Raw genomic sequence first — 22475 nt, forward strand, 5'->3', positions numbered from 1 at the left:
TCCAGCCGTGGATGGCGAGGACCGGGATTCCGCTGCCGCGCTCGACGACGTTCATGGGGGCATCGTGCCAGCGGGGTACGACAAAATCCGCGTCAGAGCCCGGGGTGTACTGTGTGATCACGCAGCGTGGCGAACGCCCGCTCGGACTGGCTCTTCACGGTTCTCGGCGAGCCAGCCGAGGGATGGCCAGCCGCTTCTCGTTCCCGGAGGCGGCGCGCAGGGCGAGCGCGCGCTCGTTCTCGCTGCCGAGCACCGTGGCCACCTGCGCGGTCAGCTTCCCGAAGACCCCGTCGCCGACGCCGAACCCCAGCCCGACCACGGCGACCCAGAAGAGGATGACGAACACCGGCCGGCGCAGCGCCACATGCGTGAGAACTCGAAACATGCGTCGATGTTCGCGGCGCCGGCCGGCCCGCACATCGCCGTCAGGAGCGGGGAAACCCCGACGCCCCCTACCTCCTGAGAGTGAGTCACTCCTCGGCCAGCAGCCGGGTGGTCGGCAGGTTGCGCAGCCGGCGCACGGGCACGACCGCGGCGACGGCGGCGACCAGCAGGCCGGTCAGCGCCGCGCCGGTGGCGACCGCGTAGCCGACCGACGGCAGCCCGGCGCCCAGCGACGCCGCCACCGCGAGCCCCACGCCCGCGCCGAGCGGCCCGCCGGCCGCGCCGAGGACGGCGGCCTCGTAGCCGGCCAGCCGCACCAGCCGGCCGTCGTCCCAGCCGACGGCGCCGAGCAGCGCGAACTCGGCGGCCCGCTCGCGGATGTTGACGTAGAGCACGTCGCCGACGGTCACCGCGCCGAGCAGGATCGTGATCGCCGTGGCGACGTAGTCGGTCGCCCGGACCTGCACCGTGATCGCGTCGCCGAGCAGCGTCCCGGTCACGCTGCCCCGGAAGCCGGCGGTGACGACGGCGAGCAGCGTCAGCGCCGCGACGCCGAGGGCCAGGCTCAGCGCGCCGAGCGCGGTCCGGCCGGGCGCCCGCAGCGCGTTGGTCCACGCCAGGCCGCCGATCCCGCGCGGCACCCGGCGCGCGCGGACCCGGGCGAAGGAGGGGCGGACCGCGGTGACGGGCGCGGCGCGCGTCGCACGCAGGGCCGGCACCACCGCGGCGAGGAGCGCGAGCGCGAGCGCGGCGGGGGCGGCCAGCATGAGGTACCACGGCACGATCCGCACCGACAGCGGCACCGCGGCCACGGCGGCCAGCGCGGTGCCGGCCACGCCGGCGGCCAGCCCGACGAGCGCCGACTCCCCCAGCACGAGGCCGAACAGCCGGCGCCGGGGCCAGCCCAGGCACGCCAGCACGGCCAGCTCCGAGGCGCGGGTGCGCACCGCCGCGCCCGTCGCGTTGGCCACCGCCAGCACGCACGTGACGAGGACCAGCCCGGCCAGCAGCAGGCTCTTGCGGTCGATCGCGGCGACGACGACGGTGGCCACGCCGGGCTGCAGCCACGGATCGCGCACCGTCAGGGCGGGGCGGCCGTGCGCGCCGGCGGCAAGCTCGGCCGGGACCGCGGCGGCCGAGCCACCGGCGGCGATGTCGACGTGCAGGCCGGTCTGCTGGTTGATGAGCTCGGCGGCGGCGCGCAGCCGCTCCCGGGACAGCTCGTCGGGGCCGAGCGCGCCGGCCAGCCGGACCCGGATCGTGCCGATCGGCGCCGCGGCGCTCAGGCCGGCGCCGTAGGCCGGGCGCCACAGCGCCGCCATCGCGTCCAATGTGGTCAGCAGCTGCGGGCGGGCGGCGACCGGGCCGGCGAAGTTCGCCGAGGGCCGCAGCGGGTCGCCGCCGCCGGCCGGCGCGAGCGCGGGGTCGCTGTAGAGGTCGGCCGGCATCGCGGCGAGCGGCGGGCCGACGGCGACCTTCGCCGGGTCGTAGACGCCGACGGCCCGCAGCTGGGTCGGGCCGTACTGCTCGCCCGGGGCGGGGACGTAGGGGTGGGCGGCGACGGGCCGCAGCGACGTGTCCGACAGCTCCAGCGGCAGCGGGTTGAACGGCTGGTCGTCGTTCGCGGACAGGCCCGTCCAGCCGGGGTCCGGCGCGAACGGCGTGGGCCGGCGGGCACCGGCCGTCCAGAAGATCCGGATCGGGTCCTCCAGCCGCTGCCCGATCGTCGTCGGCCGCTCGCCGCCGACGATCGACGTCGCCGGGGGCGTGGTGTCGGCCGGGTGCGCCAGCTGTTGCAGCACCTGTGGATAGGCGTCGGCGCCGCGGACCGTCACGGTGCCGACCGGCGTGCCGGGGTCGGCCTCGTAGCCGTCGACGAGGTTGTCGAACGAGACGCCGGCCGCCACGCCGTTGCCCGCGGTGGGGCCGAGGCGGTCGATCCGGACCGTCGCCTGCTGCTCGACGAGCGGCCGCGACGCGGCCAGCACCGGCATGACCGTGCCCGCCGGCGCCGGCGATCCGAGATAGGAGCCCGAGACGAGCGCCGTGTCGAGCCCGTCGAGCCGCGCCTCCTGCTCCGGATCGATCGCCGCTATCAGCATCGGTACGGATACGAGCACGTCGATCAGCGCATGGTCGCTCGCGTTGCCGGTGGACGCGGGGTCGCGCGACCAGCACTTCACGGCCTGCCGGGCGTCGGGCCTCAGCGGGTCCACGGTGCCGACGTCGTGCGTGAGGTCGGCGCAGACGCCGGTGCGCCGGCCGTCCGGCCCGATCTCCAGCAGCGACGACGCCCGGGGCTGGTTGTCGCCCTCGAAGACCTCCCGGCCCGTGATGCGGTCGCCCGGCACGAACTCCAGGCGATCGTCGGTCACGTAGAGGTAGGAGGAGCCGTCGGTGAGGCGGCTGGCCCCGGCGTCCCACGTCCAGGTCGGGCGGGCCCGCAGCACCTGGCTCCGCGCGTCCGGGGAGAGGTACGGGCCGACGTCGACGGAGACCGCGACGGTCCGCATGACGTAACCGACGGTCGCGACCGGGGCGGCCACGCTGACGCCGGGCAGCGCCTGGATGCGCCGCCACTGCCCCAGCGTGATGCCGCCGCCGGCGCTCAGCACCGAGTCGAACGAGACCCGGCCCGTCGCGTCCGTCGCCGGGTCGGCCCGCACCAGCAGGTCGTAGACCGGCCGGAAGTTCCGGCCGACCGTGCCCTGGGCGCGTACCTGCGAGCCGCGCGAGGCCGACGCCAGCAGGGCGAAGCTCGCCACCGCGATCGCCACCGCCAGCAGGGTGGCGGCGAAACGGCCCCGCCGGAAGCGCACCTGGGCCCAGACCATCGACATCACGCGCGGCACCTCTGCGGCTCTCGGACGGGCGGGAAGCGTTTCGTTAGCGGCTCGTTAGCGCCGCGCGGCACCGTATCGGCGACCGCCCGGTGCGGAGGCCGTGCGCCGCTGAAGAAGAAGGAGGAACCATGCGCAGGTTCAACGCCATCGCGGACCGGCTGCTCGGCAGGCTGCTGCCGAAGGCCGCGGCCGACGCCCGCAGCTGCTGGTACCCGCCGCCGTACCGCCCCAACTACATGTGCTGCAGCTACCCGGAGGCCGGCGGCATCGTCTACTGCGGCGACCCCTGCTGCGTCTGACGGTTCGCCGGGGCCCGGCGCTCGTGCGCCGGGCCCCACCCCCAGCCTCACGACAGCCTCGCCGTCATCACGCCCAGCACCCGATCCAGGGTGGCATAGCCCCGTCCGCTTTGGGTCCGTAGGCCGTGCATGCCGCACGGTCGCACCAGTTGGGGTGGTGTTCCTCGGCCATGTGTCCTCCTGCGAGCTGCGGTGATGGAGGGGCATGGCGGTCGGGTTCCCTCCGCCCATCGACCGCCACACCCGATGCCCGACCGTAGTCAACTGTTACATGGTAGTCCATAGTCTTCCATGACGGATCGCGGAAGACCGCGATCTTTTACCTTCGAAGAATGATTGATCCCGAGGGGCCTGATCCGCTGTACATGCAGCTGGCGGCGGTTCTCCGTGAGCGGATCGAGAAGGGCGTGTACCCGCCCAACCGGCCAGTCCCGAGCATCACGTCGCTTCAGCAGGAGTTCGGCCTGGCGCGAGGGACCATCATCCACGCCATCGAGGTCCTGCGGGAAGAAGGCGCCGTCCGCACGGTCCAGGGTCGAGGCACCTTCGTCGCGCCGAACGAGGGGTAGCCGGAGCTGTGCATGCAGGGTGACGACGTCAGGTCAAACCTGATCATGGAGTCACGCGGAAATGCCGTCTCAGGCTAGCAATCGTGGCTGTCTGTCGTGAGCTTGCCGCAGGTCAAGCGGCGAGACGGGCGATGATCGTGTCAGTGTCCGTAAGGTCGGTCCAGACGTCGTCCGCGCCGGCGTCTCGGAGTTGCTCGGCCGACTCCTTGCCGGACGCGACGGCGATCGCTTGTGCGCCGCCCCGTCGGCCGGTGTTGATGTCGTGGCTGCTGTCCCCGATAACGGTGGTGTTGTCCCGGTTGCAGGTGATGCCGTACTTGGCTGTTGCGCGCTGCTGCGCGATCGCGACGAGGCTGGGACGGTAGTTGTCGTCGTCGCCGTAGGCGCTGACGTCGAGATCGATGTACCGGTCGAGGTTGAAGATCTCCAGCTTGATTCGGGAAACCGCCCGCAGGTTGCCCGTCAAGACGGCCTGCACAACCTTCGGCACTGCTGCGAGCGCGGCAAGTGCTTGTTCGGCTCCGGGCAGCTTCCGCCCACGGTGGGACAGGTCGGCTCGATGCCGGTCGTATTCGACGGCGAGTTGCTGCGTGTAGCGCGACAGGTATGGCTCATCTTGGTCGATGCCGTGCAGGCGCAGGGTCGCGATCAGGATCGACGGTTCGGTCTGCCCGGTGACATCCGCTTTTTGCTGAAGGGGAAGGCCGGTCGCGGCCTCGAATGCGTTGGCGTACAACTCGCTGCCCACGCCGCCGGTCTCGATCAGAGTGTGGTCGATGTCCCAGAGCACCAACCGGCGGATGGGTTCATTGAGGATCATGTCTTGAGTCTGCCACTTTGGGCGTAGCCTGCGGCTAATACTGGTGCCTGCCACAGGCTCGGGGGAGATGCGATGGAGATCGACGAGTGGCTCGGACGACGAATCGCATTGCACCGGGCGCGGCGGGGGCTCACCCAGGACGAACTGGCTGGGGCCAACCCGATCCAGCACCGGTAGCCCTCCGGCTCGGCTCGCGGCAGGCCGATGCGCAACCACCCACCGCCTTGGGGAAGTACCGGCTTCACCCCAAGGACGAATGGGCCGGATGCGCGAAGGACACCGCGAGCGCCTCCATGTTCCACAGGATTCGTTCGGCGTCGCGTGGCGCCAGCAGCGCCGTGTCGGTGTGTGCGGTGCAGCGCACGGCGCCGGGCACCTCGGGGAGGTCCTCGACGTCGAGGATGAACGGCTCGAACGCGGGGTGGTCCTGCCGCCGTACCCAAGATAGCCGCGACGCCGGCAGCGCCGCCTCGATGTCCTCGGCGGTGGGGGAGTCCATCGGTACCGGGCCGCGCCGGTCGTTGAGGAAGCAGCCGATCTCCAGCGGCTCCCCGCGCTCGGCCGCCACCCGGTCCACCAACGCCCACAGGTCGCGCTGGTCGAAGTAACCGTACTTGAACGCGCCCAGCGCCGCCCGCCGCGCCCGGTCGACGAGCTCGTCGAAGCCGGTCTCGCAGTCGACCAGGCACAACCCCGCCTGTACCGCGGTGCACACCACCCCGTCCAGCCCGGCGCGGAACCGGTTGCTCACCAGTGGCCGTACCACGACCGGGTTGAGCCCGAACGTCTCGTGCACCGCTGCGGCGAACACCGCCAGCAGCGTCACTGCCGGGTCGACGTCCAGCCGGGCCGTGATCGCGCGCAGCGCCAGGGGCAGCGCGGCCGAGTCGAACCGTACCCGCCAGTACCGCGGCGAGCGTGGCACCACCGGCGTGGCGAAGCGCTGGGGCGGCATCGCCCGCAGCACCGACTCGAAGTGGCGCATCGCCGAGGCGTTCTGGCGCCGGCCGGCCGGCGAGGCCTGCCACTCGGCCTGCTCCAGCGGTGCCTTCCCGGCGACCGGCTCGCAGGGGCGCTCGGCGACCTCGCGCAGCATCGTCCGCGCGCCCGCGGCGTCCATGGCGAAGTGCGAGATGAGTGCCACGAGATGGGCCGGGGCGCCGTCGTGGGAGACCACCGCGGCCCGGATCGGCCATTCGGTGGCGAAGTTCAAGGGCCGGGCACGGTACTCCTCCGCGACCGCCTCCGGATCGACGTCCTCGTAGACCTCGAGCTCCAGCTCGCCCTCGGCGAACACCTCCTGCTCGGGCGTCCCGCCGTCGCCGGGGATGTGCAGGAGGGTGCGCAGCGTGACGTACCGCTGCAGATGGAACCGCAGCTCGTCGACGACGTCGTCGATCGTGGTGCCCGCCGGCACCGGCTGCACGCCGCCGATCGGCATCCAGTGCCCGAGGGACCGCACGGCGTGCCAGTTCTCGATCTGGCCCCAGGCGAGGGGGCCGCGGCCGGCCCCCTCGCCCTTGAACGGGACGACGACGCGGGAAGGGGCGGCCATGTGGCTCCTCGATTCGGGCGGGCATCCGCCGGAATCTAACCATGCAGGCGAGCGCCCTTGAGGATCTTGTCGACGGCGTTCTTCGGCCCGTGCAGGGCCATGCCGGCCAGTCGCAGGTCAGTGCGGGGCACGGCGCGCACGGCCGCCCGGTTGTCCTCGTCGTTGCCGGTCTTGAACAGCTCGTCCGTGAAAACTGCACAGGCGACGCCGCGCTCGACGGCCCGCCGGTGCGCGGCGGCGAGGGTCTGCGCGTCGCCTTCGAACACGAGCACCGGCTGGCCGAACATCGGCAGGTACCGCGTGCCGTCCGCGTCCGCGTAGTCCTCGCCGAGCAACTCCGGCTGGGTGCCGGCGACGCCGCTGACGACGAACGCGGTCACGTTGAGCCGCTGCCAGACGGCCAGGTCGCCGCGCAGCAGCACGGCGATCTTGGTGGGGAACGTCATGCACCGACCCTGCCGGACGCCGCGGCCCCTGGCTTGTACGTTGTGAACATGGCGTCCGAGCTGGTCACGGCGTGGCGCCCGCGCGTGCCGGGTGTCGCCGAGGTCTTCCACGCGCACTTCGTCGACCACGCGTACCCGCCGCATGTGCACGACGCGTGGACGCTGCTCATCGTCGACGACGGCGCGATCCGCTTCGACCTGGACCGCCACCACCGGGGCGCGGCCGGCGCCGCCAGCGTGACGATCCTGCCGCCGGACGTGCCGCACGACGGCCGCGCCGCGACCCACCACGGCTTCCGCAAGCGCGTGGTGTACCTCGACGCGGCCGTCCTGCCCCCGTCCCTGGCCGGCGCGGCCGTCGACCAGCCCGGCTTCGACGACCCCCTCCTGCGCCTGCGCATCCACCAGCTGCACCGCGCCCTCGGCGGTCCACGCCACCTGGGCGACGAGCTGGAGGCGGAGAGCAGGCTGGCGCTGATCCGGGGCCGCCTGCGCGAGCATCTGGACCGGCATTTCGTGGATCCGGCGGTACCGCGGTCGCGGCGCCTGGCCGACGGGCTGCGCGAACTGCTGGACGCGCACACCGCGACCGGCATCACGCTGAGGGAGGCGGGCGCCCGGCTGGGCAGTCATCCCGGGCATCTGGTCCGGGCCTTCACGGCGACGTTCGGGTTGCCGCCGCACCGGTACCTCATGAGCCGGCGCATCGAGCACGCCCGCCGGCTGCTACTGGCGGGCCGGCGACCGGCCGACGTGGCCGCCGAGGTGGGGTTTCACGATCAGGCGCACCTGCACCGCCACTTCAAGCGGCACGTGGGGGTGACGCCGGGCGTCTATGCCGCCCAGGGTGGCGTGCCGAAGAGGGTGCCGTCCATGTGGTAGGCCGTCACCCCCGCCCGCAGCGCGACGTAGACCTCGGCCGGCTCGCCCAGCGGGTTGCCGATCTCGATCTTCTCGCCGGCCGGCACGACGGCCGCGTCGCCCGGCCCGAGCACCTCGCCGCCCGGCGCGAGGTGGATGCCGCCGGAGAGCACCATGAAGACCTCGTCGCGGTCGATCGTGTGCGGCATCGACTGGGTGCCGGCCGGCACCGTGAGCCGCCACGTGCAGATCTCCTGCGAGCCGTGGCTCGGCCCGGCGTACACCGTGAACTTCGTGTTCCCGAGCTCGAATCGCGGCGCGTCGGCCGCGCGGACGATACTCATTCTCCTGTCCCTTCCGTCGTTTGGTGTGCCTTGAAACTAAACCAGGTTTCGCACTTTGTAAACGGGGTTTCGCATGTCCGATCTCACCGATGACGAGCTGCGCGCGCTGCCACTGGGCCGCCTCCTGCTCCAGGCGCACCGCCGCGCCCAGGCCGCGTCACTGGCGAAACTGCAGGCGAGCGGGCACGCTGAGATCCGGCTGGGCCACGTACCGGTGATCACGAACCTCGACCCGGAGGGCACGCGCATCACCGACCTGGCCGCGCGGGCCGGGATGACGCGGCAGATGATGGGCCGGCTGGTGAAGGAGCTCGAGGCGATCGGCTACGTGCGCCTGCGCCCGCACGAGACCGACCTGCGCGCGGTGGTGGTGACGCTGACCGAGCTGGGGGAGCGGTTCCGCGCGGAGGCCCCGGTCGCGATGGCCGCCGTGGATCGAGACTTCGCGCAACTGCTGGGCCCGTCCGAACTGGCCAACCTACGCGAGATGCTGCTCCGCATCAGCAAGTCTTGAGTCCGGTAAGTCCGGCGCTGACGCGACAGACTTACCGGACATTTCACGATTTTTCATGATCGCGGAGCGAATGTGCTGCTCCTTGTGCATTTCCACTCCGCGATCATGACGAACCGAGTGTTCGGCGGTTCGGGTCGCTCGTGGCGCGTGCCGCCCGCGCGGCGCGCCGGCGGTCGCGCCTGCCCCCCGCTCGCCCGAAGCGCGGAAGCGGGCCGATGGTGCGCTGCGCCGCGCTGACCGGGGCTGCCCGCGCGCTGGGCCGGCCGTGCGCTGGCCCGCCGGTAGTGCTGGCCGCGCGTGTGTTGGGCCGCCCGTGCGTCGGGCCGGCCGTGCGCTGGCCCGCCCGTAGTGCTGGCCGCCCGTGTGTTGGGCCGCCCGTAGTGATGGTCGCGCGTGTGTTGGGCCGCCCGGCGGGCGGAGGCGTCGGTGTTGAGTCCGCGGTTCGGGCGGCCGTGTGGCGCGCGGACCGTTATGCGGCGGCGTCGTTCGTCGTCAGGTGGAGGCGCCGCAGCCGGCGGTCGGCCGCCGCCGCATTGCGGTGCAGCCGGTCCGTCTCGGTGCTCAGCAGCTCGCGCCCCACCTCCGTCAGCCGATAGTAACGGCGCAGCCGGGACGCGACGACCTCCTCGCGGTCGACCTCGATCAGGCCGTCGGCGCGCAGCCGGTCCAGGATGCCGTACAGGGTGCCCGCCTGCAGGCGCACCCGGCCCTCCGAGATGCGGCGCACGTCGTCCAGGACGCTGTAGCCGTGCTGCGGCTCGGCCGCCAGGGCGGTCAGGACCAGGAACGTCGGTTCGCGTAACGGTAAGCCAGTCATACCCATCACTATACAAAGATGGCCGATATATACAATCAATCGATCGGTCGGGCGATCGCGGGATCACCGCGATGTTCGGAGGCGGCCGTCGATGAAATAGTAAACTGTCTTAACAGCAACGGGTCAATGCTTCAACACCCTTGACTACCATACGCAGCTGAATCGCTACGATGGGCTCTCGCGGTGAATCGCCAGGACCTTCACGGCACATTGACAGCAATCGCCCCTAGCGTCCGGTACCTCGGTGACGGATGCGAAGGAGCAGGACATGCCGGCGGACGATCACGAGGGGCAGCGCGTCAGCCGCCGTACCCTGGTGCGCGGGATCTCCGCGCTGAGCTTCGGCGGGCTGCTGGCCGCGTGCTCCGGCGGCGACCGGGCGGCCCCGACCGGCGGCGCCACCCCGGCGGCGTCGACGACGACCGACCTCACCGGCCTCTTCGCCGGCGCCAACACGTGCACCATGAGCCCGAACGTGACCCAGGGCCCGTACTACTTCGACGCCGACAAGATCCGTAGCGACATCCGCGAAGATCGTCAGGGCACGCGGCTCCGGGTCGTGCTCAAGGTCCAGGAGTCGGCGTCGTGCCGGCCGCTGCACAACGCGGTCGTCGAGATCTGGCACTGCGACGCCGCCGGCCTGTACTCCGGCGCCGAGTCCATGTCCGCGGGCGGCAACGGCGGTCCCGCGGGCGGCAACGGCGGCCCGATGCCCGGCGGCGCCCCGCCGAGCGGCATGCCCGGCGGCGCACCGGGGAACGGCGGTGGAGACCAGCCCGCCATGGACCTCAAGCCGGCCGACGACAAGCGCTATCTCCGCGGCGCCCAGGTCAGCAACGCCGACGGCATCGTCGAGTTCACCACGATCTGGCCCGGCTGGTACCGCGGCCGCACCGTCCACATCCACGTCATGCTCCACGTGAATGACAAGCGCGTGCTCATCAGCCAGCTGATGTTCGACGAGTCGCTCAACGCAAAGGTCTTCACCGCCGAGCCGTACGCCAAGCACACCGGCCGCGACACGACCAACGACAACGACACCATCTACCAGCCCTCGATGCTGATGAAGGTCACCGAGGACGACGACGGCTACCTCGGCGTCATCGCCCTGTCCGCCTAGTCCGGCAGGGCCAGGCGGACGAGGGTCTCGGCGCAGGCGTGGACCTGGGTCAGGGAGACCCGTTCGTCGGGGCAGTGGCCGTAGCCGACGCCGGGGCCGTACTGGACGGCCGGGATGCCGGCGGCGGTCAGCAGGCGCAGGTCGGAGCCGTACGGGGCGCCGACCACCGCGGGCTCCTCGCCGCCGTGGGCCTCGACGTGCGTCGTGAGCAGGCGTTGGACCAGGTCGGTGCCCTCGGGGCAGCGGCCCGACGCGAACTGGCCGCCCCACCACTCGACCGTCACCGGGTGCTCCTTCAGCCACGCGTCGGCGGCGCACGCCTCGGCGACCGTGGCCTCGAACTGCTCGCGCGCCCGGTCCACCGGCTCGTCCAGGGCCACGCCGAAGCGGCCCTCGGCGACGAGCAGGTCGGGGACCGTGGAGGCCCAGTCGCCGGCGCGGACGGTTCCGATCTCCAGGGGGTACGCGATGTCCCAGCGGCGCATCATGGGGTCCACGGTGCGGTTGCGGGACGCCTCCAGGGCGCGGAGCACCGGGAAGATCAGCTGGAACTTCTCGACCGCGCTGACGCCGCTCGTGCGGGCGCAGGCGTGGGCGGCCAGGCCGGGCACGCGCAGGCGGAAGGTCAGCGCGCCGCCGTTGGCGGCCAGCACGTCCAGGGCGGTGGGCTCGGTGATGACGCAGGCGTCGGCGCGCCAGCCGCGCCGCAGCGTGGCGTAGGTGCCGAGGCCACCGTCCTCCTCGCCGACCACGGCGGCCAGCAGGACGTCGCCGGCCGGGCGGGCGCCGCTGCGGTGCAGGGCCAGGAGGGCTGAGAGGGCCGAGACGAAGCCGCCCTTCATGTCGCAGGCGCCGCGGCCGTGGGCGTGGCCGTCGCGGACCTCGCCCGACCAGGGGTCGGCCGACCAGGTCGAGGGCTCGCCCGGGGGTACCACGTCGAGGTGGCCGTTGAACATGAGCGACGGCGCCGCGGGGTCGGCGCCGGGGAGGCGGGCGACCAGGCCCCACGCCTCGTCGCGGGCGACCTCCATGCCGGGGAAGTCGGGGCGGGCCGCGAGCTCCGCGACCGGGATCGGCCACAGGTCGAGCTCGACGCCCTCGGCGCGCAGCAGGCCGGCGACGTGGTGGACGATCTCGCTCTCCGCGGCGGTGCCGCCCACACTGGGAATCCGGATCAGGTCGCTCAGCGTGCCGGTCGCCTCGTCGCGGGCGTGCCGCAGCGCGTCGAGGGCGGGCTGTACATCACGGTTCACGAGGGCAATGTAAGTCGCTGACGCTCGTGACGTACAACATCAAAAACGGTGGGCGTTCACCGACCGCTACGTCGTGACCGGCGGGGAGGCGGGATCCGCGTCGGATCATGAGCGGCTGGTGGCCCGGGCAGCGTAGAGACCTGCGCGGCGGCGGCCTGCGCGGCGCTGCCGGAGGTTCGCGGGTCGATCTGCTCGCGCGGCGGCGGCAGGCGCCGGTGCCCGCCGAGCGGCGGGTTGGCCACCCAGCGGATGATCGGGCCCTGGCCGGGGGCGGGCAGCCAGCCCAGGAACCGGCTCCACAGCTGCTCGGCGCCGAACTGGCGCAAGTCCTCGGCGGCGTCGGCGACGCGCAGCGCCATGAGGGTGCGCAGCTCGGCCGGGTTGTCACCGTACTCGGCGACGAGCTGCTCCCGCTTCGCACCGCACGGCCACGGCTCGGCACATCCCGTGCACCGCCACGTCGGCCGGGCCGGGATGTGCGCCTCGGTCACCCAAGGCTCCCCGGCCGGGCGACCTCGAGGCGTCGCAGGGCGTACACGAGTACCGAGTTGCGCGCCGTCACGTACTGGTCGCACGGCCAGGGGCGGCCGCAGTCGCGGCACTGCTCGGCGCGCTTGAGCTTCGCGGCCAGCCACGAACGGGGCCGCGGCTGGTGGCGGCGGCGCTGGCGGACCAGGTCTGGGAGCTCCATAGCGGTTCCTTAGTTCGCCGTCGTCGGACGGGGGAAGATGTCCTTCTCCGCCGGCAGCCGGGGCTTGCCGAGGCGGAGCGTGGTGTGCACGACGTGCTGGTGGGCGCCCACGTGCGGGTGCCCGGCCAGGACCGGGCGGCGGCGGCCGCCCTTCGAGCGGTACATGGCCGCGTCGGCGCGGTGGACAGCGTCGGCGAGGTGTGCGTCAGGCTCGACGGGGACGAGCCCGACGGACACGCTGACGGTGACGATCTGGCCGGCCAGCCGCATCGGCGCGGCGAGCGTCTGCGCGAGGCGGTCGGCCTGCTCCTGGGCGCCGTCGTGGCGGCCGGCGAGGAGCCCGGCGAACTCGTCGCCCCCCAGCCGCGCCACGAGGCCCGATCCGGCGTACTCGGCGAGGCGGCGGGCGGTCGTCACGAGGACCTCGTCGCCGGCCGAGTGGCCGAACATGTCGTTGATCTGTTTGAACCCGTCGACGTCGAGCACGACGGCGACCAGCGGGTGCCTCGCGCGGTCCGAGACCAGTTGGGCGCCGCGCTTGTAGAAGGCCCGCCGGTTCGGCAGCCCGGTGAGCGGGTCGTGGTCGGCGGCGTGCCGCTCGACCTCGAGCTCCGCGGTGAGTCGTTCGGCGAGCCGCTCCGCGCGACGCGCGCGTAGGTAAAGAGGAAGGACCGCACACGCCCCGGCCGCCGCGGCCGCACCGGCCAGGAAGGCGAGGGGGTCCATGCGCGCGTCCCTTCCAGAGATCGCAGCTGGGGAAGCCGCCCGATCATTTGGGAGCGAACGTCCGGTTTTGATCACAAACTGTGAGCGAGCCCTGACGTCCGCACATGCGCTAGCATGCGCTTTATCGGCTGCAGACGCAAGAGCCGATGCACGTGCAGATGCCGCTTGCTTGGTGAACTTTCAACCAAGGTCCTCAGAAAGATGTCTATGGAACAGACGTACAACGGGATGCCGGCCGGCCACCTGACCGGTGTGACCTGGCAGAAGAGCCGCCGCAGCAACCCGAGCGGCAACTGTGTCGAGCTGGCGCGCCTGTCCGACGGGAGTGGCTTCGCCATGCGCAACTCGCGCGACCCCGAGGGGCCGGCGCTCATCTACACGTTCGAGGAGATCGCGGCCTTTGTCGGCGGAGCCCGTGACGGGGACTTTGACAATCTGTTGACTGAGTAATCGGACTGAGAGAAGGAGCAGGCCCGCACCCCGCCCGCAGACGCGAGCCGACTCCCGCTTACTGTCCGGTCATGGCATGCTTACTCCGGCCCGAACGCCCAGTCTGGCTCGGACAGCTTCGCGGAGCCGAACCAGACCGGCGCCGCGGCTGTTCGTTCACGACAGTCCGGAGGCAGCACGGTGACGACCGGTCTAACTGAAGGAGGAGCGTCCGGAGGCCCCACGGTCCTCCGGATGCTGCTGGGCGCCCACCTGCGGCGCCTGCGTGAGGCACAGGGCGTCACCCGCGAAGACGCCGGCTGGGAGATCCGCTCCTCGGAGTCGAAGATCAGCCGGATGGAGCTCGGCCGCGTCGGCTTCAAGGAGCGCGACGTCGCCGACCTGCTGACCCTCTACGGGGTCGACGACTCGGAGGAGCGCACCCGCCTGCTCGCGCTGGCCCGTGACGCCAACAACCCCGGGTGGTGGCACCGCTTCGGCGACGTGCTGCCCAACTGGTTCCAGTCCTACCTCGGCCTCGAGGCCGCCGCGGCCCTCATCCGCACCTACGAGGTGCAGTTCGTCCCCGGCCTGCTGCAGACCCGCGAGTATGCGCGCTCCGTCGTCCTGCTCGGCCACGGCCGGGCCAAGGAGGACGAGATCGAGCGCCGGGTCGAGCTGCGCATGCAGCGCCAGCAGGTCCTGACCCGCTCCGACGCGCCCCGCCTGTGGGTGGTGGTCGACGAGGCCGCGCTGCGCCGCCCGATCGGCGGCCTGGACATCATGCGCGGCCAGGTCGAGGCGCTGCTGGAGATCAACAGCAGCCTGCCCAACGTGCGCCTGCAGGTGATCCCGTTCAACGCCGGCGGCCACGCCGCGGCCGGCGGCGCGTTCACGATCCTGCGCTTCCCCGACGAGTGTACATCGAGCAGCTCACCTCCGCGCTGTACCTCGACAAGCGCGACGACGTCGACCTCTACGCGGAGGCGATGGAGCGCCTGTGCGTGGAGGCAAGGCCGCCGACGGAGACCTCGAAGGTCCTCGAGGACATCCGCAAGGACCTCGACGCGTAGGACCGCGGCGACCCGCCGCTGCGGGTCGCCGCGGCCTGGAACCCGAGTTTCCCCGGCCGGACAGGATCAGCCGAACAGGATCAGCTGCCACAGGTCGAAGGACTGCACACCGCGGCCGTGTGTCGCGGCGTAGAGGCGCAGCCCGTGCAGCCCGGTGCGCAGCTGCATCGTCGTGGTCGTGGGCAGGTTGCGCCCGAGGACCTTCCAGCCGGTGCGGCCCGGGGCCCGGTAGAACACGGCGAGGTCGGTGCCGACGACGAGGCCGCCGCCCCACAGCACCTTCACCGCGTTGGCCGGGATGTCGGGCAGGTCGGCCGAGATGTCGGTCCAGTGGGCGCCGCCGTCGCGGGACTCGAAGACATGCCCGACGCCGGCGCCGGGGCCCTCGGTCCACTTGCGGGAGTACCCGTTCATCGCCACGAACACGTGGCTGGCGTCGGCCGGGTCGACGTCGAAGCCGGAGACGTACCGGTTGGGGAGGATCCCGTCGACGGGCAGGCTGAGCTGGTGCCAGCCGGTGCCGTCGGCCCGGCCGACCGCGATGCCACGGGCGAAGCCATGGTTGTTGCAGGGGCCGCACCAGCCGACGTAGACCGTGCCGCCGGAGATCGCCACGCCGGTGGCGACGTGCCCGGCGCCGAGGTCGAACACGTTGACCCAGTCCGCGCCGGACCCGATGGCGAAGCCCTTGTGCTGCACCCACACGTGGGTGCCGCCGGCGACCCAGGTGTTGACGTCCTTGGCGTCGGCGGCGATCGGCGCGATGAACCGGGCGCCGGCCGAGCCGAGGGCGTTGTCCGGCGGGGCGATGTCACGGCTGGAGACCTTGCTCGGGTCGGTGATCCAGGATCCGTCGTTGACCGCGCAGTTGTTGGTCACCGACAGGGCCAGGTACACGTACTCGGCGGCGATGTTGCAGCCGTTGTCCGGGTCGACGATGGTGTCGCCGCCGTCGCCGCCGAAGTTCGACCCCATCACCCGGTCGCCCGGGCGCAGGATCGACTGACCGTTGTCCTGCAGGCCGCCGGTGATCGCCACGCCGGCGTTGCGGCCGTTGCGGTCCGTGCCGACGCCGACGGAGTAGTACTGCAGCACGTCCAAGCTGCCGTCGTTGAGCGACACCCAGTCGGTGCCGTGACCGGAGGCGTCGGCCCGGCCGTCGACCGGCCGGCGGTACGCGCCGCCGTCGTCGCCGACGACCAGGTACGGCTTGCCGCCGTTGCTACCGATCGCGGCCGCGTGCTGGTCGGGGTGGATGGTCTGGTGGCAGTCGCCGGTCTGCTTCGACGGGTCGATGCTCCAGCAGTCGAAGGAGAAGTTCCAGTACGGCCCCGGCGTCGTCCACGTCACGCCGGCGTCCTTGGACTCGAAGACCTCCTCCAGCCCGAGGTACAGGTGCCGCGAGTTCTTCGGGTCGACCTGGAGGAACTGGTTGTACCAGGCCTGGATGCCCGGCATGTAGCCCGGGAAGGTGTTCGCCGAGCCCGACGCGGCCAGCTTCTGGTAGTCGGCGACGCGCTTCCACGGCCCGAACGGCGAGCCGTTGGCGGAGACGAACACGCCGTAGAGGTTGCTGTCGCCGTTCGTGGCCAGCATTTCCGGCGACTGCTCGATCGCGTAGTACTTCGAGCCGTCCGCGGACGCGGCGAAGGTGACCGCGCCGACGTTGTCCGGGTCGCTGGCGATGTCGCCGGCCAGCGTGATCTTCTGCCAGGCGCCGTTGACCCTGGTGTAGAAGCCGTTGTAGTCGTCGCCGCTGCGCCAGCCGATGGCCAGGACCACCTTCGACGGGTCGCGCGGGTCGACGGCGACGTCGTTGGCGATGTTCTTGTACGGCGCGTCCTCGTCGCGGGCGTCGGGGCCGCCGGGCAGGAACGTCGGGTTGGGCGCGAACTCGAGCTTCCAGGGCCCGGAGAGGTTGGTGGTCGAGTGCGTCCACACGCCGCGGCTGGTCGCCGCCCACACCTTGTCGCCGCCGAAGCGCAGCGCCCGGATCGTGGTGTTCTCCAGCTCGGTGCCGCCGACCCGGTCCGACGGGCGGAACTCGCCGTGGCGAGGGTCGGCCAGCACGTAGACGCCGGTGCCGACGAAGCTGGTGGCGCTGGTGTTCGCCTCGCCGGTGGCGTACCAGAGCCGGCCGCGGCCGTCGAGGCGCAGGTCGCCGGTGGCCACGGCGGGCAGCCGGTCCGAGATCGGCCGCCAGTCGCCGCCGCCCTTCGACGAGCGCCACACGCCACCGTTGGCCGAGCCGGCGTAGACGTAGCCGCGGTCGTCGGCGGCCATGCCGACGACGCGGCCGGTCACCTTGCCGGCGCCGCCGGAGGAGTTGGAGTTGATGTCGCGGTACCGCGGGTCGTCCGAGTCGTACGGCAGGGCGGTCTCGTCGGTCCAGCGCCCGCCGGTGTGCGGCAGGGCCTGCAGCTGGGCCCAGGCGGCCGAGTAGGCGCCCGGCGAGACGATGCCCGGCGCGCTGCGGGCCTCGTTCCACTGGTCGGCCTGCTCCATGATGTCGCTGGTGCCCTCCTCGTCGTCCTCGCCCGGCGCCAGGCTGCTGGCGTGGACGGTGCCGTGCCGGTGGGCGGTGGCGGCGCGGTCGCCGGCGCGCGCGGGGCGGGGCGAGCCCGGCGCGGCGGAGGCGGGGAGCCCGCCGAGGACGAGCAGTGTCGCGGACATTCCCGCGACGATGAGGACACGTCGGTGCTTTGTGGGCGACAATGCCCGCTCCCTCCGTGAGGAGCGCCGGCCGGACGGACGGCGCAGTCACGCCGATCGTTCTCCGGAAGGAGCGGGCCTACAAGATGTAGGTCAATGTCGTGGGGTGCCGGATAGGTGGGTCCGGGGCCCGGCTCGGGCCCCGGACCGTCGTGGATCTACGAGCAGCGCGCCGTCGGGATGGCGTTGGTGCCGCTCCAGTTGGCCAGGAACCCGAACGTGGCCGGTGGCGTGCCGTTCCACGTCTCGTTCTTCACGGTCACCGACGCGCCCGACTGGGTGTAGGTGCCGCCCCACAGTTGGGTGATGGTCTGGCCGTTGGCGAACGACCAGGTCACGGTCCAGCTCGTCCGGCCGGCCGGCGCGGTCACGTTGACCTCGCCCTGGAAGCCGGTGTCCCACTGGTTGACGATCTTGTACGTCGCGGTGCACCCGCCCGCGGGCGGCGGGCTGGACGACGCGCTCGCCGACGCGCTCGCGGATCGGCTGGCCGACGGGCTGGCCGACGGGCTGGCCGACGCGCTTGCGGATCGGCTGGCCGACGGGCTCACCGACGGGCTGGGCGAATCCACCACCCCGCCGAGGCCGGTGACGATCGCGTTGTACGCCGTGGGCTTTTTTTGCAGGTTCTCGTCCCACGGCAGGGCCGCGCCCTGGCCGGAGAACGTGTTCGGCACCCACGAGTACTTGTCGGTGTAGTCCCAGATCGTGATGCCCACGCAGCGGGTCACCGCCGCGCACGCCTTGACGACGTTGTTGTAGTACGTCGCCTGGGTCGCGTCCTTGGTCGCGTCCCGCGGCAGGACCATCCGTACGTCCAGCTCGGTGATCGCGACGTCGAGGCCGAGGTCGGCGAAGCGCTGCAGGTTCTGCTGCATCTGCGACGGGAAGCCGTACTGGATCGCCAGGTGGCCCTGGAAGCCCACCCCGTCGATCGGCACGCCCTGCGACTGCAGCGACTTCACCAGGTTGAACATGGCGTCGCTCTTCGCGCCCAGGCCGTCGGTGTTGTAGTCGTTGATGTACAGCTTGGCGTCCGGGTCGGCGGCGCGTGCGGTGCGCAGCGCGTCGGCGATGTACGCGCTGCCCATCGCGTTGTAGAACGGCGACGTGCGGAAGGTCCCGTCGTCGTTGAACGGCTCGTTGACCACGTCCCAGGCGAACACCTTGCCGCGGTAGTGCGTGGCGACCTGGGTGATGTGGTTCTCCATCGCCGCCTGCACCTCAGTGGTGGGCAGCGAGCCGACCCAGCCGGGCAGCTGGCTGTGCCAGACGAGCGTGTGGCCGCGCACCTTCATGTTGTGCTGCTGGGCGAAGGTGACGATGGCGTCGCCGCGGGTGTAGCTGAACGAGTTGCGGTTCGGCTCGGTCGCGTCCCATTTCATCGAGTTGCCCGGCGTGGTCTGGCCGAACTCGCCGCCGCCGAGGATGGCGGTGTACGCGGTGTCGGACAGCTCGCCGTTGTCCGTGGCGGAGCCGAAGTACTTGCCCTTGGCCGCGGCGAGGGCGTTCAGGGTGGGCGTGGCGGCCTCCGCCCGTACCATGGCGGCGGTTGAGACGGCGGCGACGAGCAGCACCGCCGCGCCGATCAGCGCGCGTCTCATGACGACACCGTCGCCAGGCGGTCCTTGACGCCCTGGCCGAACGCGGTCGGGGTGCCGTTGTAGTCGCTGATGAGCGACGGACCGGTGCTGCAGTTCCAGGTGTTCCAGGTCCAGCCGAGGTATCCGACCCCGCGCCCGTCGGCCCAGTTCATGAGCGTGTCGACGAAGCCGTGCGCGCAGTCGTTCTCGCCGATCTCGGTCAGCGACAGCGGGACCTGCTGGGCGACCGGGGCGAGCTGGCTGTCGTAGCAGGACGTGTTCGAGCAGGTGTTGAAGTTGTAGATGTGCGCGAACGCCGCGATGTTGTTCTGCGAGTCGGTCGGCTTGTACTGCAGCCACTGCGTGAGGTCGTTCGCGTACGCCAGGCCGCCGATCATGATGACGTTCGTGGCGCCGGTCGCGCGCACGGCGTTGACCAGCGACTGGAAGCCCGCCACCTGGTAGGAGATGCCGGAGCAGGTGCCGCCGTCGCGCCAGCACGCCCAGCCGGTGGCCGCGCTGCCGGTGGCCCGCTCCGGGTACGGCTCGTTGAACAGGTCGAAGATCACCGCGTCGTTGCCCTTGAAGGCGTTCGCGACGCCGGTCCAGAACGACGGGGCGTACTGCGCGTCCGGCATCGGCTTCTGGCAGGTGGCCTTGACGTCGGAGCAGCCGGCGGACGGGCCGGTGTACTGCCCGTAGTTCCAGTGCATCTCCACGATCGGCGTGATGCCGCTGCTGATGAGCAGGTTCACGTACGACTTCACGGCGTTCTGGTAGTTGGTCCCGCCGTACGCGGCCTGCACGTTGCTGGTGCCGAGCCAGCACTCCTCGTTGAGCGGCACGCGGACGGTGCGCACCTTCCAGGTCCGCATCGCGTTGATCGAGGCCTGGTCCATCGGCCCGTCCCAGATGCCGTTGCCCTGGATGCAGGCGAACTCGCCGCCGGAGCGGTTGACGCCCAGCAGCCGGTAGGTGGCGCCGGTGCTCGTGACCAGCTTGTTGCCGCTGACCTTGAGCTTCGGCGCAGAGCCGGGTGGCGGACTCGACGGCGAGGTCGACGGTGAGGTCGAGGGCGAGGCCGACGGGGAGGTCGACTTCGACGGCGACACCGAGGGCGAGGGCGACGCCGAGCGCGACGGGCTGGCCGACGGCGACGTGGTGGTGCCGTTGCAGGTGACGCCGTTGAGCGTGAACGTCGTGGGCTTCGGGTTGCTACCGGTCCAGTTGCCGTTGAACCCGATGTCGGTGCTCGCGCCGGTGCCGAGCGAGCCGTTGTACGACATGCTGGCGGCGGTCACGTTGGCGCCGCTCTGCGACCAGGTGGCCGACCAGCCCTGGGTGACCTGCTGGCCGCCCGGGAAGGTGAAGCCGAGGTTCCACGACGAGAGCGCGTCGCCGAGGTTCTTGATCGTGACGTTGGCGGTGAACCCGCCCTGGCCGGGGCTGTTGGTCCACTCGTTGGCGATGGTGTAGGTGACCTGACAACCCGCGGCGGCCTGTGCCGTGGTCGGCAACACGACCGCCCCTACCGCTGCGAGCAGCAGGCCGCCGGCCACCGTGAGGGTGGTTGTGCGGTACCGCATGGGGCTCCTTCGATATGGCGGAAGCTTGGAAGCGCTCCCATCCTTCGCTGAGCCCCAGTTCCGTCAAGCGCTTCGAATCGATTGCCCCGGTTGTCCTCGGCGGACCCGCGAAACTTCCACGGCCGCCCGAGCTCGTGGCTACCCTTTCCGCCTGATCCGGTACTCCAGCGTCAGGAACGGCAGGCCGAAGACCGCGAACGCGTGGTCGGCCCGCAGCTCGCCGTTGTCGACGTAGACGTCGAGTTCCTCGGCGAAGCCGTGCACCGCGAGCGTCGACAGGTCGCGGCTGTCGGCGTCGATGTAGCTGAGGTAGTGGCCGGTCTGCCCGTCGCCGCCGCGGCTGGTCAGCCGCAGCCCGCCGCCGGCGCGGGGGAGCGGGGCGAGGGTGGCGGTGAAGTTGGCCTGGGGCAGCGGGAAGCCGACGCTGACGTACCCCTGGCCCTCGTGCCGGTACGTCGTGTAGATGCCGACGTAGATCGGTTCTCCGGTGTGGGCGAAGCTGCGGATCCACCCGCGGACGGACACGGCGCCGTCGGGGTCGCTGATGGTGTCGATGCGGCTGTGCATGCCGCGCAGTGCCTCGCGCTGGTTCATGGGGACGTTGGCCTGGCCCAGGGGGCGGGCCACGAGGGTGCGGTACAGCAGGTAGCCCGGCCGCACCCAGGCGCGCCAGCGCGGGACGATGTCGAGCGTGAAGCGGGTGGTGTGCTCGTAGAACTCGCGGACGAGGGGGTCGACGCCCGCCGGGTCGAACCGGGGTCCCGCGAGGGCGTCGAGGTCGGCGACGATGCCGACGTCCTCGGCCGCCTCCCGGTAGACGCCGCCGGTGACCGCGGCGAGGTCGCGGACGTAGCCGGTGCCGACGTAGCCGGTGCGGGCCTCCAGCGGTACCACGAAGGGCAGCTTCTCGGCGGGCACGCGTTCGGCGAGCAGGGCCACCTGCGGGTCGCGGAACAGCAGTTGCGACACGATCCGGAAGGTGACCATGCTCGCCGCGGCGACCTGGGCGGGCGGGTGATGGCGCATTGCGGCGCCGACGGCGAGCCCGACGGCGGGCCCGAGCGCGACCTTCTGCGGCCGCACGCCCATGGCTCCGGCCAGGGCCCCGCTGGCGATCCCGACCGCGAGGGGGCTGGCGCCGGCCTTGCCGGCCACCCACCCGGCGGGCGCGGCGAGCGCCCCGCTGGCGGCGATCCGGGCCCATACGGCGGGGATCTCGTTGGGCCGCTGCATCGCCCGGGCGGCGGCGTCGACGGCGGCCATCGCGCCGGCGCCGAGCAGCGCGCCCTTGACGGCACCGCGCGGCCCGCGGTGCGCGGCGAGGGCCGCCCCGGCGGCGGCCCCCATGACGGCGGCGAACCCGATTCCCTGTGCGCGCTTGGCATCCACGCGTCTGTTGTACACGCCGCCACCCGCGCAGCCGCGGCGCCACCACGCGCAGGACGCGCGGGCCGGGAGGCGGTCACAGGTCGGCCGGGAGGATCGCGATGAGCTGAGTGGGCGGCTCGAGCGCCTCGACGATCGTGTCGCCCTCGAGCCAGAGGCCCCCGGCGCGGCACACGAGCGCGGCGGCGGCCTCCACGGGACAGGGCAGCAGCGCCCCGCAGGCGCCGCAGCGGCCGGGGTCGTCAGGGTCCCGCTCGAGGTGGCGGGTCTGCAGCTCAGCGGCGGTTTTCACCAGCACGCTGTCGGGATCGAGGTGCAACATGCCGACGATCGTGCCTGCGCGCGCCCGCCCGCCCGCGGCATGAAACGGGTGATCCGGCGTTTTCACCCACGGACCACCGCGATCTGTCTCGACCTAGTTTCCTAGGATACGAAGCGGGCCGTGACGTGTGACAAGCGTCGCA

The 22475-nt window shown here is 71.9% G+C and carries 22 protein-coding genes and 1 pseudogene; 7 read left to right on the top strand and 16 right to left on the bottom strand.

The genetic code is table 11. The features are described 5' to 3' along the window. Positions 1 to 154 precede the first annotated feature (154 nt). Together ACGFI8_RS15640 and ACGFI8_RS15645 are read right to left on the bottom strand one after the other, a co-directional pair. Positions 155 to 385: a hypothetical protein gene (locus ACGFI8_RS15640; protein ID WP_392804875.1), complete on the bottom strand. Its 231-nt coding sequence runs from the start codon at positions 383 to 385 to the stop codon at positions 155 to 157. A gap of 85 nt (positions 386 to 470) precedes the next feature. Further along, positions 471 to 3224 carry an FtsX-like permease family protein gene (locus tag ACGFI8_RS15645; protein WP_392805392.1) on the bottom strand — a complete coding sequence of 918 codons (2754 nt, stop codon included), beginning with the start codon at positions 3222 to 3224 and terminating at the stop codon, positions 471 to 473. A 131-nt stretch (positions 3225 to 3355) separates the two neighbouring features. Between ACGFI8_RS15645 and ACGFI8_RS15650 the strand changes: the two genes are divergently transcribed. After that, positions 3356 to 3526: a hypothetical protein gene (locus ACGFI8_RS15650; protein ID WP_392804876.1), complete on the top strand. Its 171-nt coding sequence runs from the start codon at positions 3356 to 3358 to the stop codon at positions 3524 to 3526. A 332-nt stretch (positions 3527 to 3858) separates the two neighbouring features. Then, positions 3859 to 4095: a GntR family transcriptional regulator gene (locus tag ACGFI8_RS15655; RefSeq protein WP_392804878.1), complete on the top strand. Its 237-nt coding sequence runs from the start codon at positions 3859 to 3861 to the stop codon at positions 4093 to 4095. Between the two features lie 112 nt (positions 4096 to 4207). On the opposite strand, the gene ACGFI8_RS15660 is transcribed toward ACGFI8_RS15655, so the two are convergent. The 3 genes from ACGFI8_RS15660 to ACGFI8_RS15670 all read right to left on the bottom strand — a co-directional run bounded on the left by ACGFI8_RS15660 (position 4208) and on the right by ACGFI8_RS15670 (position 6916). Next, positions 4208 to 4915, bottom strand: coding sequence for an HAD family hydrolase (locus ACGFI8_RS15660; RefSeq protein WP_392804880.1), 708 nt, complete (start codon positions 4913 to 4915; stop codon positions 4208 to 4210). 241 nt (positions 4916 to 5156) lie between these two features. Further along, positions 5157 to 6470 (bottom strand): hypothetical protein, encoded by a 1314-nt coding sequence (locus tag ACGFI8_RS15665; protein ID WP_392804883.1) that lies wholly within the window; start codon positions 6468 to 6470, stop codon positions 5157 to 5159. A gap of 35 nt (positions 6471 to 6505) precedes the next feature. Then, positions 6506 to 6916, bottom strand: coding sequence for a DUF2000 family protein (locus ACGFI8_RS15670; RefSeq protein ID WP_392804885.1), 411 nt, complete (start codon positions 6914 to 6916; stop codon positions 6506 to 6508). Positions 6917 to 6964: 48 nt separating this feature from the next. Here ACGFI8_RS15670 and ACGFI8_RS15675 point away from each other — a divergent pair, with 48 nt between their 5' ends. Next, entirely contained in the window at positions 6965 to 7798 is an 834-nt protein-coding gene (locus ACGFI8_RS15675; RefSeq protein WP_392804888.1) for an AraC family transcriptional regulator, read from the top strand. Here ACGFI8_RS15675 and ACGFI8_RS15680 read toward each other — a convergent pair. Beyond that, positions 7750 to 8121, bottom strand: a complete 372-nt coding sequence (locus tag ACGFI8_RS15680; RefSeq protein ID WP_392804891.1) for a cupin domain-containing protein — start codon at positions 8119 to 8121, stop codon at positions 7750 to 7752. The genes ACGFI8_RS15675 and ACGFI8_RS15680 overlap by 49 nt on opposite strands. Positions 8122 to 8194: 73 nt before the next feature. Here ACGFI8_RS15680 and ACGFI8_RS15685 point away from each other — a divergent pair, with 73 nt between their 5' ends. Continuing rightward, positions 8195 to 8635, top strand: a complete 441-nt coding sequence (locus tag ACGFI8_RS15685) for a MarR family winged helix-turn-helix transcriptional regulator (protein ID WP_392804893.1) — start codon at positions 8195 to 8197, stop codon at positions 8633 to 8635. 469 nt (positions 8636 to 9104) lie between these two features. Here ACGFI8_RS15685 and ACGFI8_RS15690 read toward each other — a convergent pair whose 3' ends face one another. Then, a complete protein-coding gene (locus ACGFI8_RS15690; RefSeq protein ID WP_392804895.1) occupies positions 9105 to 9452 on the bottom strand; it encodes a PadR family transcriptional regulator in 348 nt (115 codons plus the stop codon). A 268-nt stretch (positions 9453 to 9720) separates the two neighbouring features. Between ACGFI8_RS15690 and ACGFI8_RS15695 the strand changes: the two genes are divergently transcribed. After that, a complete protein-coding gene (locus ACGFI8_RS15695) occupies positions 9721 to 10572 on the top strand; it encodes an intradiol ring-cleavage dioxygenase (protein WP_392804898.1) in 852 nt (283 codons plus the stop codon). Here the strand turns inward: ACGFI8_RS15695 and ACGFI8_RS15700 are convergent. Genes ACGFI8_RS15700 through ACGFI8_RS15715 form a run of 4 tightly spaced genes read right to left on the bottom strand, consistent with a single transcriptional unit; the run spans position 10569 to position 13242 of the window. Then, entirely contained in the window at positions 10569 to 11825 is a 1257-nt protein-coding gene (locus tag ACGFI8_RS15700; protein WP_392804901.1) for an ArgE/DapE family deacylase, read from the bottom strand. The two genes, ACGFI8_RS15695 and ACGFI8_RS15700, sit on opposite strands and share 4 nt — an antisense overlap. Positions 11826 to 11881: 56 nt before the next feature. Next, positions 11882 to 12316, bottom strand: a complete 435-nt coding sequence (locus ACGFI8_RS15705; protein ID WP_392804904.1) for a hypothetical protein — start codon at positions 12314 to 12316, stop codon at positions 11882 to 11884. After that, on the bottom strand, positions 12313 to 12516 hold the full coding sequence (locus ACGFI8_RS15710) for a hypothetical protein (protein WP_366225157.1): 204 nt from the start codon (positions 12514 to 12516) through the stop codon (positions 12313 to 12315). The genes ACGFI8_RS15705 and ACGFI8_RS15710 overlap by 4 nt, the downstream gene beginning before the upstream one ends. A 9-nt stretch (positions 12517 to 12525) precedes the next feature. Then, positions 12526 to 13242 (bottom strand): GGDEF domain-containing protein, encoded by a 717-nt coding sequence (locus tag ACGFI8_RS15715; protein WP_392804906.1) that lies wholly within the window; start codon positions 13240 to 13242, stop codon positions 12526 to 12528. Positions 13243 to 13449: 207 nt separating this feature from the next. Here ACGFI8_RS15715 and ACGFI8_RS15720 point away from each other — a divergent pair, with 207 nt between their 5' ends. Together ACGFI8_RS15720 and ACGFI8_RS15725 are read left to right on the top strand one after the other, a co-directional pair. Continuing rightward, a complete protein-coding gene (locus ACGFI8_RS15720) occupies positions 13450 to 13692 on the top strand; it encodes a DUF397 domain-containing protein (protein ID WP_392804909.1) in 243 nt (80 codons plus the stop codon). 234 nt (positions 13693 to 13926) lie between these two features. Beyond that, positions 13927 to 14744: pseudogene (locus tag ACGFI8_RS15725) on the top strand (helix-turn-helix domain-containing protein). Positions 14745 to 14810: 66 nt separating this feature from the next. Here the strand turns inward: ACGFI8_RS15725 and ACGFI8_RS15730 are convergent. The 5 genes from ACGFI8_RS15730 to ACGFI8_RS15750 form a co-directional block, all read right to left on the bottom strand. Then, the gene (locus ACGFI8_RS15730; RefSeq protein ID WP_392804912.1) at positions 14811 to 17417 is read right to left on the bottom strand and encodes a glycosyl hydrolase; all 2607 of its coding nucleotides are present in this window, start codon (positions 17415 to 17417) and stop codon (positions 14811 to 14813) included. Between the two features lie 197 nt (positions 17418 to 17614). After that, positions 17615 to 19060, bottom strand: a complete 1446-nt coding sequence (locus tag ACGFI8_RS15735; protein ID WP_392804914.1) for an endo-1,4-beta-xylanase — start codon at positions 19058 to 19060, stop codon at positions 17615 to 17617. Beyond that, positions 19057 to 20625 (bottom strand): cellulose binding domain-containing protein, encoded by a 1569-nt coding sequence (locus ACGFI8_RS15740; RefSeq protein WP_392804917.1) that lies wholly within the window; start codon positions 20623 to 20625, stop codon positions 19057 to 19059. Before ACGFI8_RS15740 ends, ACGFI8_RS15735 begins: the two co-directional genes overlap by 4 nt. 138 nt (positions 20626 to 20763) lie before the next feature. Beyond that, positions 20764 to 22014, bottom strand: coding sequence for a hypothetical protein (locus ACGFI8_RS15745; protein ID WP_392804919.1), 1251 nt, complete (start codon positions 22012 to 22014; stop codon positions 20764 to 20766). A 73-nt stretch (positions 22015 to 22087) separates the two neighbouring features. Then, positions 22088 to 22333: a hypothetical protein gene (locus ACGFI8_RS15750; protein WP_392804922.1), complete on the bottom strand. Its 246-nt coding sequence runs from the start codon at positions 22331 to 22333 to the stop codon at positions 22088 to 22090. Positions 22334 to 22475: the final 142 nt, after the last annotated feature.

The sequence above is a fragment of the Dactylosporangium sp. NPDC048998 genome (assembly GCF_043197855.1).
Lineage (GTDB): Bacteria > Actinomycetota > Actinomycetes > Mycobacteriales > Micromonosporaceae > Dactylosporangium.

Excerpts from the sequence above, each read along its gene's own strand:
- ACGFI8_RS15735 (WP_392804914.1), bottom strand. The coding sequence starts at position 19,060 with ATGAGACGCGCGCTGATCGGCGCGGCGGTGCTGCTCGTCGCCGCCGTC.
- ACGFI8_RS15740 (WP_392804917.1), bottom strand. The coding sequence starts at position 20,625 with ATGCGGTACCGCACAACCACCCTCACGGTGGCCGGCGGCCTGCTGCTC.
- ACGFI8_RS15675 (WP_392804888.1), top strand. The coding sequence starts at position 6,965 with ATGGCGTCCGAGCTGGTCACGGCGTGGCGCCCGCGCGTGCCGGGTGTC.
- ACGFI8_RS15715 (WP_392804906.1), bottom strand. The coding sequence starts at position 13,242 with ATGGACCCCCTCGCCTTCCTGGCCGGTGCGGCCGCGGCGGCCGGGGCG.
- ACGFI8_RS15645 (WP_392805392.1), bottom strand. The coding sequence starts at position 3,224 with ATGTCGATGGTCTGGGCCCAGGTGCGCTTCCGGCGGGGCCGTTTCGCC.
- ACGFI8_RS15730 (WP_392804912.1), bottom strand. The coding sequence starts at position 17,417 with ATGTCCGCGACACTGCTCGTCCTCGGCGGGCTCCCCGCCTCCGCCGCG.
- ACGFI8_RS15695 (WP_392804898.1), top strand. The coding sequence starts at position 9,721 with ATGCCGGCGGACGATCACGAGGGGCAGCGCGTCAGCCGCCGTACCCTG.
- ACGFI8_RS15685 (WP_392804893.1), top strand. The coding sequence starts at position 8,195 with ATGTCCGATCTCACCGATGACGAGCTGCGCGCGCTGCCACTGGGCCGC.
- ACGFI8_RS15660 (WP_392804880.1), bottom strand. The coding sequence starts at position 4,915 with ATGATCCTCAATGAACCCATCCGCCGGTTGGTGCTCTGGGACATCGAC.
- ACGFI8_RS15655 (WP_392804878.1), top strand. The coding sequence starts at position 3,859 with ATGATTGATCCCGAGGGGCCTGATCCGCTGTACATGCAGCTGGCGGCG.
- ACGFI8_RS15650 (WP_392804876.1), top strand. The coding sequence starts at position 3,356 with ATGCGCAGGTTCAACGCCATCGCGGACCGGCTGCTCGGCAGGCTGCTG.
- ACGFI8_RS15665 (WP_392804883.1), bottom strand. The coding sequence starts at position 6,470 with ATGGCCGCCCCTTCCCGCGTCGTCGTCCCGTTCAAGGGCGAGGGGGCC.
- ACGFI8_RS15750 (WP_392804922.1), bottom strand. The coding sequence starts at position 22,333 with ATGTTGCACCTCGATCCCGACAGCGTGCTGGTGAAAACCGCCGCTGAG.
- ACGFI8_RS15710 (WP_366225157.1), bottom strand. The coding sequence starts at position 12,516 with ATGGAGCTCCCAGACCTGGTCCGCCAGCGCCGCCGCCACCAGCCGCGG.
- ACGFI8_RS15690 (WP_392804895.1), bottom strand. The coding sequence starts at position 9,452 with ATGACTGGCTTACCGTTACGCGAACCGACGTTCCTGGTCCTGACCGCC.
- ACGFI8_RS15670 (WP_392804885.1), bottom strand. The coding sequence starts at position 6,916 with ATGACGTTCCCCACCAAGATCGCCGTGCTGCTGCGCGGCGACCTGGCC.
- ACGFI8_RS15640 (WP_392804875.1), bottom strand. The coding sequence starts at position 385 with ATGTTTCGAGTTCTCACGCATGTGGCGCTGCGCCGGCCGGTGTTCGTC.
- ACGFI8_RS15720 (WP_392804909.1), top strand. The coding sequence starts at position 13,450 with ATGGAACAGACGTACAACGGGATGCCGGCCGGCCACCTGACCGGTGTG.
- ACGFI8_RS15680 (WP_392804891.1), bottom strand. The coding sequence starts at position 8,121 with ATGAGTATCGTCCGCGCGGCCGACGCGCCGCGATTCGAGCTCGGGAAC.